The organism is Shewanella sp. NKUCC01_JLK, from assembly GCF_019345615.1.
Classification (GTDB): Bacteria; Pseudomonadota; Gammaproteobacteria; order Enterobacterales; family Shewanellaceae; genus Shewanella; species Shewanella oncorhynchi.
Map to the genome: position 1 here is coordinate 1 of NZ_JAHKRD010000012.1, position 14,517 is coordinate 14,517.

At 47.7% G+C, this 14,517-nt stretch carries 11 protein-coding genes and 1 rRNA gene; 1 reads left to right on the forward strand and 11 read right to left on the reverse strand.

Features of this window, described 5'->3' with window-relative positions; translation table 11 throughout:
• From KO537_RS13825 to KO537_RS13835, 3 genes are all read right to left on the reverse strand, one after another.
• Nucleotides 1–64: ribosomal RNA gene (locus KO537_RS13825) — 16S ribosomal RNA — on the reverse strand; the annotation flags it as partial.
• A gap of 755 nt (nucleotides 65–819) precedes the next feature.
• Nucleotides 820–3,549 (reverse strand): preprotein translocase subunit SecA, encoded by a 2,730-nt coding sequence (gene secA, locus KO537_RS13830; protein ID WP_173248712.1) that lies wholly within the window; start codon nucleotides 3,547–3,549, stop codon nucleotides 820–822.
• A 60-nt stretch (nucleotides 3,550–3,609) separates the two neighbouring features.
• On the reverse strand, nucleotides 3,610–4,509 hold the full coding sequence (locus tag KO537_RS13835) for a M23 family metallopeptidase (protein ID WP_105251201.1): 900 nt from the start codon (nucleotides 4,507–4,509) through the stop codon (nucleotides 3,610–3,612).
• 27 nt (nucleotides 4,510–4,536) lie between these two features.
• Between KO537_RS13835 and KO537_RS13840 the strand changes: the two genes are divergently transcribed.
• Nucleotides 4,537–4,983, forward strand: a complete 447-nt coding sequence (locus KO537_RS13840) for a DciA family protein (protein WP_106648311.1) — start codon at nucleotides 4,537–4,539, stop codon at nucleotides 4,981–4,983.
• A gap of 12 nt (nucleotides 4,984–4,995) precedes the next feature.
• On the opposite strand, the gene lpxC is transcribed toward KO537_RS13840, so the two are convergent.
• The 8 genes from lpxC to murD all read right to left on the reverse strand — a co-directional run bounded on the left by lpxC (nucleotide 4,996) and on the right by murD (nucleotide 14,514).
• Nucleotides 4,996–5,916, reverse strand: coding sequence for a UDP-3-O-acyl-N-acetylglucosamine deacetylase (gene lpxC, locus KO537_RS13845; RefSeq protein ID WP_011845621.1), 921 nt, complete (start codon nucleotides 5,914–5,916; stop codon nucleotides 4,996–4,998).
• Between the two features lie 182 nt (nucleotides 5,917–6,098).
• Nucleotides 6,099–7,286: a cell division protein FtsZ gene (ftsZ, locus tag KO537_RS13850; RefSeq protein ID WP_106648312.1), complete on the reverse strand. Its 1,188-nt coding sequence runs from the start codon at nucleotides 7,284–7,286 to the stop codon at nucleotides 6,099–6,101.
• Between the two features lie 33 nt (nucleotides 7,287–7,319).
• The gene (gene ftsA / locus KO537_RS13855) at nucleotides 7,320–8,555 is read right to left on the reverse strand and encodes a cell division protein FtsA (protein WP_006079897.1); all 1,236 of its coding nucleotides are present in this window, start codon (nucleotides 8,553–8,555) and stop codon (nucleotides 7,320–7,322) included.
• Complete coding sequence (locus KO537_RS13860; RefSeq protein ID WP_168826587.1) at nucleotides 8,536–9,285, reverse strand: cell division protein FtsQ/DivIB; 750 nt, start codon at nucleotides 9,283–9,285, stop codon at nucleotides 8,536–8,538. Before KO537_RS13860 ends, ftsA begins: the two co-directional genes overlap by 20 nt.
• 151 nt (nucleotides 9,286–9,436) lie before the next feature.
• On the reverse strand, nucleotides 9,437–10,903 hold the full coding sequence (gene murC / locus KO537_RS13865; RefSeq protein WP_173247341.1) for a UDP-N-acetylmuramate--L-alanine ligase: 1,467 nt from the start codon (nucleotides 10,901–10,903) through the stop codon (nucleotides 9,437–9,439).
• Nucleotides 10,904–10,905: 2 nt separating this feature from the next.
• Entirely contained in the window at nucleotides 10,906–11,994 is a 1,089-nt protein-coding gene (gene murG, locus KO537_RS13870) for an undecaprenyldiphospho-muramoylpentapeptide beta-N-acetylglucosaminyltransferase (RefSeq protein WP_173248714.1), read from the reverse strand.
• Nucleotides 11,994–13,205 (reverse strand): cell division protein FtsW, encoded by a 1,212-nt coding sequence (gene ftsW / locus KO537_RS13875; RefSeq protein ID WP_113941076.1) that lies wholly within the window; start codon nucleotides 13,203–13,205, stop codon nucleotides 11,994–11,996. Before ftsW ends, murG begins: the two co-directional genes overlap by 1 nt.
• The gene (gene murD, locus KO537_RS13880; protein WP_173247345.1) at nucleotides 13,195–14,514 is read right to left on the reverse strand and encodes a UDP-N-acetylmuramoyl-L-alanine--D-glutamate ligase; all 1,320 of its coding nucleotides are present in this window, start codon (nucleotides 14,512–14,514) and stop codon (nucleotides 13,195–13,197) included. Before murD ends, ftsW begins: the two co-directional genes overlap by 11 nt.
• Nucleotides 14,515–14,517 lie beyond the last annotated feature (3 nt).

Here is a 14,517-nt window from a genome sequence, read left to right on the forward strand (position 1 = left end):
CGACTTGCATGTGTTAGGCCTGCCGCCAGCGTTCAATCTGAGCCATGATCAAACTCTTCAATTAAAGTTTTGTTGCTTCCGTCTTGCGACTTCAGCGGCTCAATGAATTCTGATTTTTTGTTTCTCGCTAAAAGAAACAAACTGTACATATTACTATGAACACTCATTGTTACATTGATTTAAATTTTTGACTGCCAACCCGAAGGCTAAGCAGTTTCGATTAACTCAACACCTGTGAGTGTCCACACAGATTTGCTTGATAAATTGTTAAAGAGCGTTGACCACACACTGAGTTTTCAGCGGGTCAGGGCTGCGTATTCTACGCATTCCCGTTAGTGCGTCAAGTAGTTTTTTCAACTTCTTGCTGCGCTTGAATTAAGTGCTTAAAAGCGACTCAATTCAACCTAACTCGTCAGGCTGCTTAACGCCGTCTGCCGTGTCAGTGGATGCGCATTATAGGGAGATTAATAAAGTCCGCAAGGGCTTTTTTGAGAAAAATGGATCTTTTTTTAATACTTTCAGTTAGTCACACAATACCCCCACTTTATCCTCAGACTTATCCACAAAATGAGTTTTAACGGTTAAATTTGCTTCAGCGACGGGTTAACTTTAGAGGCTATCGATAAGAGTGAAACTATGTTCAATGGGGAATGACAACAATTAGCTATATAAAGAAGAGTAAAAGTGTAATCCGGATGATATGGGAGTAAACGTGAGGCTTAATTCTTAATTAATGAAGAAATAAAAAGGCAACTTAGATAAGTTGCCTTTAGTGTACGTTTTATTCTACTTGTTCAGTTGGCTTAATCTATCAGCAGATTAACTTAACTTGCCGTGGCATTGTTTGTACTTGCGACCAGAGCCACAAGGACAAGGATCGTTGCGACCCACTTTGTCACCATCACGGATCATCGGTGCTTGCGCAGTGACAGTTTCATGCTCATCATCACCACCGCCAACAAGCGACTCTGCCGCTGCGTGTTGATAGTCGCGCTGGATCTTGGCATCTTCTTCACGACGACGCGCTTCCATTTCTTCCACATCTGACTGAGCTTGCACTTGTACTTTCGACAGCACACTGATGACGTCGTGTTTCAAGGTGTTCAGCAGTTGTTGGAATAACTCAAACGACTCACGCTTATATTCTTGCTTTGGATTCTTCTGTGCGTAACCACGTAAGTGGATACCTTGACGCAGATGGTCCATCGCCGCTAAATGCTCTTTCCACAGGCCATCGAGCGTTTGTAGCATAACGGCTTTTTCAAACTGGCGTAGCACTTGTGCGCCAACCATTTCTTCTTTTGCCTTATACGCATCACCCCAAGCAGTGATAATACGCTCACGTAGACTCTCTTCATGCAGATCGTCTTCTTTATCTAACCATTCTTGGATAGGTAATTTGAGCATAAATTCTTGGTGTAGACGTTGCTCTAAACCTGGGATATCCCACAGCTCTTCTACTGATTGCGGTGGAATATACTGATCGATTACCGCGCCAATAACATCGTCTTGGATGTTTTGGATAGTATCTTCAATACTTTCCGCATCCATCAACTCGTTGCGCTGGGCGTAAACCACTTGGCGTTGATCGTTAGCGACGTCATCAAATTCGAGTAATTGCTTACGAATATCGAAGTTACGCGCTTCAACTTTACGTTGAGCGTTTTCGATTGCGCGAGACACCCATGGATGCTCGATCGCTTCGCCTTCTTCCATTCCCAGCTTTTTCATCATGCCAGAGACACGATCCGAGGCAAAGATACGCATTAAGCTATCTTCCATCGACAGGTAGAAGCGTGATGAACCCGCGTCACCTTGACGACCCGCACGACCACGTAACTGGTTATCGATACGGCGTGATTCGTGACGTTCTGTGCCTAGGATATGTAAACCACCCGCAGCAACGACTTCATCATGACGAATTTGCCAATCGGCTTTGATCTTGGCTTTTTGCTCTGCTGTTGGATTATCGAGTTCATCGATTTCCATGTTCCAGTTGCCGCCAAGCACGATATCGGTACCACGACCTGCCATGTTCGTCGCAATAGTCACAGAACCAGTACGGCCAGCTTGCGCGACGATTTCAGCTTCTCGTTCGTGGAATTTAGCATTTAAAACTTCGTGCGGGATCTTTTCCTGCACCATTAAGCGCGCTAACAGTTCAGACTGTTCGATTGAGACTGTACCCACCAATACTGGCTGACCACGTTCGCGGCAATCTTTAATGTCTTTGATGATCGCTTGATATTTTTCATCGGCGGTCAAATAAACCAAATCCGCCATATCCTTACGCACCATTGGACGGTTAGTCGGCACGACGACTGTGTCTAATCCATAGATGTGTTGGAATTCAAATGCTTCAGTGTCGGCTGTACCTGTCATACCTGCCAGCTTCTCGTATTGACGGAAGTAGTTCTGGAAAGTGATCGAAGCCAATGTTTGGTTTTCGTTTTGAATGTGCACGCCTTCTTTGGCTTCGACAGCTTGATGTAAGCCTTCTGACCAACGACGACCCGGCATAGTACGACCCGTGTGTTCATCGACTATGATGACTTCGTTGTCTTGTACTATGTAATCCACATCACGTTCAAACAGCGTGTGCGCACGAAGCGCCGCGTTGACGTGGTGTAACAGGGAAATATTAGCTGCAGAATAGAGTGAGTCGCCTTCGGCTAACATGCCGCGCTCGATCAACAGGTTTTCTACTTTTTCTTGGCCACGCTCGGTAAAATGCACTTGTTTGGCTTTTTCATCAATGCTGTAGTCGCCCTCACCCACAAACTCTTCCGTATCTTCTTTATCTTGACGGATAAGATTAGGGATCAAGGTGTTGATCTTGATGTATAGCTCAGAGCTATCTTCGGCGGCGCCAGAGATGATCAGCGGCGTACGCGCCTCGTCGATTAAGATTGAATCCACTTCATCGATTAGGGCGTAGTGCAACGGACGTTGGACCCTTTCTTGCGGTGAAAACGCCATGTTATCGCGCAGATAATCGAAACCAAACTCGTTGTTGGTCCCGTAAGTGATATCGGCGTTATAGGCAGATTTCTTCTCATGTTGGCCAATACCTGCGACGTTGATTCCTACGGTTAAACCAAGGAATTCAAACAGTGGGCGGTTATTCTCGGCATCACGACGTGCCAAGTAATCGTTCACTGTAATCACGTGGACGCCTTTGCCTGTCAATGCGTTTAAGTAGGCGGGTAAGGTTGCCGTTAAGGTTTTACCTTCACCCGTACGCATTTCAGCAATACGGTTGCTGTCGAGTACCATACCGCCGAGTAACTGTACGTCGAAATGACGCATATCAAATACACGCTTAGACGCTTCACGCACTGTAGCAAAGGCTTCAGCCATGATGCTATCTAATGAAGCTCCAGCAGCTAAACGCTCACGGAACTCTGCGGTTTTCGCCTTTAATGCTTCATCGGTTAATTTTTCATAATCAGCTTCTAATGCGTTAATGCTAATAACGATCTTTTGAAGCCCTTTAAGGGTGCGGTCGTTGCGACTACCAAATACTTTTGTCAGTAATTTACCAAACATCTGAATCACTTATTCTCTGTAGGCCAAGTCCATGATGGAAACTAGAAGCCAATGTTTCAATTAACTTGCTTTGCGGTAGACAAACTTTTGTGGATCTATCTGCTGTCCGCCGCGCAACACTTCATAATGCACATGAGCCCCAGTTGAGCGCCCAGTGCTTCCCATACTGGCGATAGCATCGCCTTTTGCGACCACATCACCTACAGTCACTGACAAAGCTTTATTATGGCCATAACGCGTATGCAAACCGTTACCATGGTCGATTTCAACCAATTCGCCATAACCGAACATATTTCCAGCAAAAGTCACCACGCCTGCAGCAGTCGCAACAACTTTAGCTCCTTCACGACCGGTAAAATCAATCCCCTTATGCACAGACCTGCGACCGTTGAAAGGGTCATTACGTAATCCGTAGGGCGACGATAACCAACCTTTATCGAGCGGGATACCTGATATATAACGTTCATCATCTATATGGTGGTTAGATGACACTGTTTCAAGTAGTGAAAGCTGAACATTATTATTGTCAATTCGTGATGCCAACTTATCCATATCGTCGATAAGCTGTCCGAGCTCGATGTTAGTGCCTAGTTCGCTCAAACCACCCACACCAACCTCGGATGAAAAATCAAAATCTTCATCCAACTTATTCTGCTGGGCGACCTGTTGACCTAAAGCTTCGAGACGGGTGATCTTGGCTTGCATACGTGCAACATGAGTCACAAGCATAGCCAGTTGAGACTCAGTAGCACTTTTAAGCTCTAAGACTTGTTTCTTTTGTTGTTCGCGCACGAGACGATCGTTATCGACACTGGCTTGCTGATCTTGAAATCGAGCGGAGTTGTGTTGATAAATACCGGACCCAGTGGCCAACAATAGTATTGGAAGTAGCAACCAGCGTTTACTGGGCTGCCAGCGTGTGACGCCATTCCGACCTTGAATAAATACTGTTACACTCATAGCCTAATTCAGCCATCTTATTATCATATGAAAAAGCCCCCTCAAGATCTCAGCCAATTACTGCATCAATCGGGAAAATTACCCGACCTTGCTGAGAAAGCGGAACTACTTATGTATCTGGATCAGCATGTGAAGCAGATTATTGCAGGTCCTGTTGCGGAGCAACTAAAAGTCGCTAATTTCCGCCAGGGTGTTCTTGTGGTTGAAACCACTTCGGCAGCTTGGGCTGCGCGAATTAATTTCCAAAAGCCGAAGCTATTAACCCAGCTTCAAGCAGAAACGCTCCCAATCCTTACCGCAATTGAAGTTAAAGTCAACCCGAGATTAGCAATGTATGACGCAAAGCCTAAACAGGGACATAAAGAATTAAGCCCAGCAGCAGCGGAGCACATTGCAGCATTAGCGGAAAATATTGGCGGTTCACTGGGTGAAAAACTAAAACGGCTGGCCTCATTGGCCAGCCGTAATAAATAATCTTACCGCTTTTTAAGCAAATACAGCGCCACCTGGTACGGTAAAGCTGACGGGGACATCGGCTTCTTTTTCGAAGCTGACCAACTCCCACGCATCCTGTTGCGCGAGTAAAGCACGCACCAATTGGTTGTTCAACGCATGACCGGTTTTATACGCAGTGAACTCACCTAAAATAGCGTGCCCAGCTACATATAAATCACCAAACGCATCTAGAATTTTGTGCTTAACAAATTCGTCCTCATAACGCAGGCCGTCGGGATTAAGGACGCGATATTCATCAAGTACAACAGCGTTTTCCATGCTGCCGCCCAACGCTAGGTTATTAGCTCGCAAATATTCGATATCACGCATAAACCCAAAAGTACGGGCGCGGCTGATATCTTTCACGAAAGCAGAAGTTGAAAAGTCCATCACCACATGCTGTTGGCTACGAGCGATTTCTGGATGCGCAAAATCAATTTTAAAATTGACTCTAAAACCTTTAAACGGTTTTAACTCGGCCCATTTATCGCCATCTTCAACGCGCACAGGGCGCTTAATCTTTAAGTACTTCTTAGGCGCGGCCTGCTCTTTAATACCCGCAGACTGCAACAAGAAGACGAATGGGCTTGCACTGCCATCCATAATAGGAATTTCAGGCGCGTCCACTTCGATTACAGCGTTATCTATGCCTAAACCCGCAAGTGCTGCAAATAAATGCTCAATGGTCGAGATACGAATACCTTCGTCATTGACAAGTGCCGTACACATAGTGGTTTCACGAACTTGCTCCGCCTTCGCTGGAATGGCGACGGCAGGACTCAAATCGGTGCGCACGAGTACGATCCCTGAATTAACGGGCGCGGGCATAATGCTCAAAGTGACCTTGTTGCCAGAATGCAATCCGACACCAGTTGTTTTCACCATTTTCTGAACAGTTCGTTGAAATATCATTCAGTTACCCGTTTATATGCCAATTATAAAGCCTAATATTTGTACACTCAGCGTCGGCAAATCGAGCCGCACTGGTTCAACATAATAACATAACTTTATTATGTCACACAAATGCAGCTATGTTGTGGTATTGCCCAAAACGAACAACACCTCACATATTACGCTGGACTCAAACGCTCTCGCTAGTCGGCTTGCTTACGCAAAAATGCTGGAATATCAAGATAATCCAATTCATGCTTTGTCGATGGTGCAGGCGTAGGAGCTGGCTGCGGAGCCGCTGGCAACACGTTGCCTTTTGGCGCTGCATAGTTCACATGTGCAGCTTCTTCGACATAGGCTTCGACTTTTGGTTCAACAACTACAGGCTCTGGACGAGGTGCAGGTTTAGAAACCAATTGGATATCTGGACGCTTTTCAGCACCAATACCAGTCGCAACAACCGTTACACGCAACTCATCACTCATTTCAGGGTCGATGACAGCACCAACAACCACAGTCGCGTTGTCAGAGGCATAAGCCTTAACATGATTACCGACAGTTTCGAATTCTTCGATACTCATATCCATACCCGCAGTAATGTTCACTAACACACCACGCGCACCGGCTAAGTCGATGTCTTCTAATAATGGGCTGGCAACAGCAGCTTCGGCCGCTTCTTCAGCACGGTCTTCACCGCGAGCGACGCCAGTACCCATCATGGCATTACCCATTTCAGACATCACAGTCTTCACGTCGGCGAAGTCGACGTTAATCAGACCTGGACGAGTGATAAGCTCGGCAATACCTTGTACCGCGCCAAGTAACACATTATTCGCTGCTGCAAACGCATCGAGTAAAGAAGTACCACGGCCCAATACTTTTAATAATTTTTCGTTCGGGATCGTGATTAACGAATCCACGTGCTTAGCCAGCTCGGCAATGCCTTGCTCAGCGTAAGCCATACGTTTTTTCCCTTCGAATGGGAAAGGCTTAGTCACAACCGCAACGGTGAGAATACCTTCTTCGCGTGCGATTTGAGCCACAACAGGTGCAGCACCTGTACCTGTACCACCGCCCATACCGGCAGCGATAAAGATCATGTCAGAACCTTTGATTGCCGCGCGAATGTTTTCGCGGTCTTCTTCAGCTGCAGCACGACCCACATCTGGGTTTGCCCCTGCTCCAAGACCTTTAGTGACATCGCGTCCTAATTGAATTGTTGAGCCAGCGCCTGATTTTCTCAGGGCCTGAGCGTCTGTATTGGTAACGATAAACTCAACACCTTCAATGTTGTGTTTGACCATATGTTCGACAGCGTTACCGCCGCCGCCGCCAACGCCGATGACTTTAATCACCGCGTCGTCTGAGTGAGTATCCATGATCTCAAACATTGTCTGATCTCCGTGTTGCCTGCGTTATGAAAATTAAAATTCGCCCTTAAACCAGCTTTGGACCCGATTCCAAGCGCTAGTTACCCCTTGGCGCTCAGGACGTTCGAACTGACGTTCGATCACCCGTCGTGCGCCGTAATGAAGCAGTCCGACTCCTGTGGAGTAAATAGACTGGTCCACGTATTCATATAAACCTTTGATCGGTAGCGGTGACGCTACGCGAACTGGCATGCCAAAAGTCGCTTCCGCAATATCGACCACACCTTGAATCGACGCTGTGCCACCTGTGAGCACAATACCTGCGGCGATTTGATCTTCTAAACCACTGTCTTTCAACTCTTTGAGCACAAGCTCAAACAACTCTTGGTATCTTGGTTCCACCACTTCGGCGAGCGTGTGACGTGACATGCTCCGCGATGGACGACCACCTACCGATGGCACTTCAATACTGTCTTCGCGGCTCACCATAGAACTGCGCGCACAGGCGAACTGCACTTTAATTTGTTCAGCATGTGACGACGGCGTGCGGAAAATCTTTGCGATGTCGTTCGTCACTTGGTTACCTGCAACCGGTACAACCGCACAATGACGCAAGGCGCCATTGGTATATACCGCGATATCCGTAGTGCCACCGCCGATATCGACGATACATACACCTAAATCTTTCTCATCGAAGGTCAACACAGCATCGGCTGAAGCAATCCCCGAGAACACTAAGTCGTCAACCTTAAGGCCACAACGCTCAACGCTCTTAGTAATATTCTTCGCCATATCATTGGCGCAGGTCACTATGTGCACCTTGGCCTCCATACGCATACCGGACATACCGATTGGGCTGCGAATACCGTCTTGAACGTCGATTGCATATTCCTGCGGCAGCACGTGTAAAATGCGACGTTCGGTCGGGATCTTCACCGAGCGAGCCGTATGGATCACGTTATCAACATCTTCCTGTGTCACTTCTTCATCGTTGATCGATACCATGCCGTTTTCATTTTGGCAGGCGATGTGTTTACCCGAAATACTCAAGTAAACCGATGACACTTGGCAATCCGCCATTAATTCCGCTTGATCGAGCGCACGTTGCACACTGCGAACTATCGAATCTAAATCGTTCACGCCACCTTTATCCATGCCCCTTGAGGGATGGTTACCAAGGCCGACTATGCTAATTTCGCCATCGGGCAGAACTTCGCCTATGATCACTGCGACCTTAGAGGTTCCTATGTCCAATCCGACGATAAGGTTTCTATCTTGGTTTTTGATCATTAATTATCGGCTCTCTTGTTTGTGCATCGCCCCAGCCTACGGCCAACCCTGTGTCGTAGCGCAAATCTACTCTGGCAACGGATTTCTCTTGTTTCGCCAAAACCGGATAAACAGTAATAAATCGTTGTATCCGTGCAATTTTATCTTCTCGACCCAAATCTAAAACGATACCGTTTCCAAGGGTCGCGTGCCACGCATGTCGTGGCGTTAAATTCAAACTGGCTAAGGTAAAGCCATTAATCTTTAGTAGGGAGTTGATCTGTGCATAGACAGTCAACACCTCAAGGCCCATATCATTTGGTCCAGATAACTGCGGTAAATGCTCAAGCTCTGGGTGCGATGGCGCTTCGAATACTTCTCCATGCACGTTCAACCACAAGTCACCATTCCAATGGGCTGCGGGTTGTTGCTCTTGCAAATACACCCTGAGTTTCGCTGGCCACTCACGCCTTACCGATGCGCGATACACCCAAGGTAAAGCTTCTAACGCCTGCTGCACTAAGGTAATGTCAGCACTAAAAAAACTGCGCTGCATTAAATGCTGTAGTGCTACTTGTATATCTTTATCTGTGGTGTAAACCCGCTCACCTTTGATGGCAACGGCCTCAATCGGCAAGTTGCTGGCATCATTCAAAAATTTATGTAACTGATAGCCACCAAATACAAAACTGGCTACGATGAAGAATAAAAAGCCAGCCCCGCTCCACTGATACCAATTAAACCGTGACATTCTTGCCCGCCAGTGCCGCCTCTTATCACTCCAAGACACGCTTCATCCCACCTTTAACGACACCCATTAAAAACCACAGAAAACCGGCCATTATATAGACCAAAACCCTTTGGTCAAAATTTCCTTTTTCTCGCAGATCAAGCGCTAAAGATCAGCTTGCTTGCGCAGGTAATTCCACCACAGCAAACCCTAATCCAGACGACGCTAACTGTCGTGACAGGGCGCCAATATTACCCGCACCTTGGGTGAGTAATAAATCCCCGTCCTGCAATACATCGGGCAACACTTCTGCAAGCAGATCTGGGCTTGCGATAAAGATCGGATCTAGCTGACCACGCAAGCGAATTGAACGACATAATGCGCGACCATCCGCACCTGTGATCGGCGCTTCACCCGCACTATAAATATCGAGTAACAATAAGCAATCCACTTGTGATAACACTTCCACAAAATCCTCATACAAATCACGGGTACGAGTGTATCTGTGCGGCTGATACGCCATGACCAAACGTCTATCAGGCCATCCTGCGCGCGCAGCTTTAATGGTCGCCGCAACTTCGCTGGGATGATGACCATAATCATCCACTAACATGACTTCGCCCTTCGGCGTGGCAAATTTGCCTAAATGCTGGAAACGACGCCCTATACCTTGGAACTCCACTAAAGCCTGAGTAATCGCGTTATCGTCGATTTCATCTTCAGTCGCCACCGCAATGGCCGCTAACGCATTGAGCACATTATGTTGGCCCGGTAAATTCAACACCAGATCGAGATCTTCTTTAGCTTTACGCCTGACAGTAAAACGGCACTGATGACCTTGCTGACTAAAATTAAGTGCTTGCACGTCCGCATCGTCACTGAAACCATAGGTCACGTGTTTACGGCCAATACGCGGCAGAATCTCACGCACGACGGCATCATCAATACACACCACAGCAACACCGTAGAACGGCAAGTTGTGCAGAAAATCCACAAAAGTCGATTTCAGTTTTTCAAAATCACCGCCATAAGTATCCATATGATCAGCTTCGATGTTGGTCACCACACTGACCATAGGCTGCAAATGCAAAAAGCTCGCATCACTCTCATCGGCTTCGGCAATCAAATAACGGCTGGTGCCTAATCTGGCATTGGTACCGGCACTGTTGAGCAAACCACCAATCACAAAGGTTGGATCCCGCCCAGCTTGACCATAAACGCTGGCGATAAGGCTCGTTGTCGTGGTTTTACCATGGGTGCCCGCAATCGCCACACCATGTCGATAACGCATCAACTCGGCTAACATCTCAGCACGACGTACAATAGGAATACGTAATTCTTTAGCGGCAAGGATTTCTGGATTTTCCAGATTAATCGCGGTTGATACGACGACCACATCCACTTGCTGCACGTTTTCAGCGGCATGACCAATTTGGATCTTGGCACCGAGTAAACACAATCTGTCGGTCACGGCATTTTGCGCAATATCCGAACCACTCACCTGATAGCCTTCGTTCACTAACACTTCGGCGATCCCGCCCATGCCCGCGCCGCCAATGCCGACGAAGTGAATACGCTTAATACGGCGCATTTCTGGGATCATACTTCTCAGTTGTGCGTATCTTTCTGTCTTAGTCATGCTTATCCTTTCTCAGCAAGGCTGATGCACACTGCGGCAACTTGTTCAGTCGCATCCAGTACCGCAACGTCTCTCGCTCTTTGGCCCATACGGGCTAATTCTGTTCTGTCATTGGCGAGCAACTGTAATTTGTTCGCCAGTTTATTCACGTCCAAGATGGCCTGTGGCAATAGGAAAGCTGCGCCAGCCTCAACCAATACTTGAGCGTTACGGGTTTGATGATCATCCACTGCATGGGGATAAGGTACCAGAATACTCGGTAGCCCCACCGCCGCTAACTCAGACACAGTCAAGGCGCCAGCTCGGCACAATACCACATCAGCCCAGCGATAGGCGGCTTCCATATCGTCGATAAACTCAGCGATATTCACGCCACCATCTTGTCCTTGTTGCTGATATGCCGCCTTCACGCCCGTAAGATTATCTTTACCCACTTGATGCCAAACCGTCACTGACTGCTGCTGACTCAGTATCGCGACCGCTTCTGGCATAAGATCGTTAAATACTTTGGCACCAAGGCTGCCACCGACCACGAGCACTTTTAAGGCTTCATCAGCCTCAGGCTGAGGTTCTGCGCCTAAGGCAATCAGTTCTTGGCGAATCGGATTACCAACGACCTTGGCCTTCACTGTGGTAAAGGTATTTTTAAAGGCGCATAACACTTGCGTCGCAATCCGCGACAACAACTTGTTCGTCATCCCTGGGATGGCATTTTGTTCATGCAGCACCAGTGGAATACCGGCTAATCTTGCCGCAACACCACCTGGGCCACTGGCGAATCCGCCCATGCCAAGGACCACATCGGGTTTAAACTCAGCAATCACGGCCTTAGCCTGCAATATTGAACGCACCACTTTAAAGGGCGCCGCGAGTTTTCGGATCAAACCATTACCGCGCACACCTTTGATATCAATGAAATCAATATCAAATCCATACTGGGGCACTAAACGCGCCTCCATACGATCGGCCGTGCCTAACCAACGCACTTGCCAACCCTGTTGAGCTAAATACTTAGCCACCGCAAGTGCCGGGAACACATGTCCTCCCGTACCACCCGCCATGACTAAAATACGTTTTCCTGTTGGAGTCATCACTTCAATCTCCCTTGCACGGCCTGAACTAATGTCATGCGCCGCTCGTAATCAATGCGCAGCAACATCATCGCTGCCGCAGTCATGACCCATAAACTACTACCACCGTAACTGATAAAAGGTAATGTCAGCCCTTTGGTTGGTAACATGCCGATACTCGCGCCGACATTCACCACAGTCTGGAAACAAATCCAAATACCGATGGCATAACCTAAATAACCTTCAAATGGCTTATCCATGGCTAAACACAAATTACCTAAACGAATCGATCTCAGCGCCACAAATAGCAGTACAGATAACACGGCAATAATGCCGATAAAGCCCAATTCTTCCCCGATCACGGCAAAGATAAAGTCAGTGTGCGCTTCGGGTAAATATTCTAATTTTTGAATACTATTACCTAGCCCTTGGCCAAACCAATCACCTCGACCATAGGCCATCAAAGATTGAGTCAACTGGTAACCGCTACCGAAGGGATCTTGCCAAGGATCCATAAAGGAGGTCACTCGGCGGATACGATACGGTTCCAATAGCACTAGGGCCACAAACGCCAATACGCCCGCAAAAATCAAGGCAAAGAAATCGAGTAAACGCGCACCGGCTAAAAACAATAGACCAACCGTTCCCACAAATAGCACCACCACAGTACCTAAGTCGGGCTGCATCAAAATCAGCACAGCGTAAATCGCAAATACTGCAATCGGCTTATAGAAGCCTTTAGCATTCTCGCGCACTTCCTGATGACGCCTCACTAAGTAACCCGCCATATAGATGGCGAAGGCAAATTTAGCGACTTCCGCCACCTGGATACGAATAGGGCCTATGGATAACCAACGCGTTGCACCGTTTACCGTAGTGCCAACCACCAATACAGCCAACAACATCAAACCCACAATCAACAACAACATGGGGCTCCAGCGCTGCCAAGTCTGCATCTCTACTCTTAGCACAAATGCCGCAATGAATAAGCAACCCACTAAATAACCCACATGGCGAGTCATAAAATAAAATGGGTTCCCCGTGAGCGTTTGCGCTTCAGGCATAGAGGCTGACATCACCATTACAAAGCCGAAGCTAATCAAAGACAACACAGCCGCGAGCAAAGCACGGTCGTACAATTGCACGCCCGGGACTTCGGTATCACGTTGCCAATTGGGTATTGCTAAACGCAAACGCCCAAATAGGCTAAGTTGTCTTGCATCACTCGCCATTAAGTTGTCCCACGAGGTTTCTAAAATCATCACCTCGAGCCATGAAGTTACTGTACATATCTAAACTGGCGCAGGCTGGCGATAATAAAACGATATCACCAGAGGTTGCCAATTCAGCGGCTTTCGCTACCGCAGCAGCCATAGTGTCGACTCTTATCGAGCCGTCTTTCAATGCAGCAATCTTTTTACCATCGCGGCCTAAGGTGATGAGGTGCGTCACTTTAGCTAAAGCTACAGCTAAAGGCTTAAAATCAGCCCCTTTACCGTCACCGCCAGCAATCAAAATAATATCGCCTAAGTGGTCACTCAAGCCATCGAGCGCGGCGACTGTAGCACCGACATTTGTCGCTTTAGAGTCATTGACATAGGTAACGCCATTCTTAACACCAACCACTTCACAGCGATGGGATAAGCCAGTAAAAGTACGCGCCACTTTTGCCATAACGTGCTTATCGACACCGACGACATCCACAAGCGCCATCGCCGCAAGTAGGTTGGCATGGTTATGACTGCCAATCAGTGACACTTCAGTAATCGGCATTATTTCGCTGCTGCCGTGATAAATCTTGCTGTCGCTGATGCCCCATTCGTCCGCTTCTGGCGCAGCTAAACCAAAACTGTTTTGGTTCATTGGTTCTGGCGGTACGGTCAGTTTATCGTCACGATTAAAGAGTACGGCACGGGTTTGTTTGTATAAGCGTAATTTAGCCTCGCGGTAGGCATCGATGTCACTGTATCTGTCCATATGGTCTTCGCTGATATTCAAACAGGTCGCCACCACACACTTAAGACTGTGGGTGGTTTCCAATTGAAAGCTCGACAACTCAAGCACAAATAAGTCCGCATTTTCATGCAGTAAATCCAGCGCAGGCACACCGATATTACCTCCGACGGCAACGGCAATACCCGCTTCCCTTGCCATCTCGCCCACCAACGTAGTGACGGTCGATTTACCGTTAGAGCCAGTAATGCCAATCACACAAGGTTTACGTTCAGCAATTTCACGGGCAAATAGCTCAACATCACCAATCACTTCGATACCCATATCCACCGCGGCACGTACCTCTGGGGTATAAGTAGCAATGCCGGGACTGATAATGATCTGCGTCGCTTGCACAAGATAACGGCAATCGAATCCGCCAGAAATCAGCTTTACATCAGGAAAAGACGTCGCTAACGTTTCGGCGCCCGGAGGCTGCCGACGACTGTCCATCACCAATGGCGTAATGCCCTTTCCACACAAATAGCGCACCACGGACAAGCCCGTGGCCCCCAAACCTAACACTATGTGTGAATACTGATTTTGCATAAC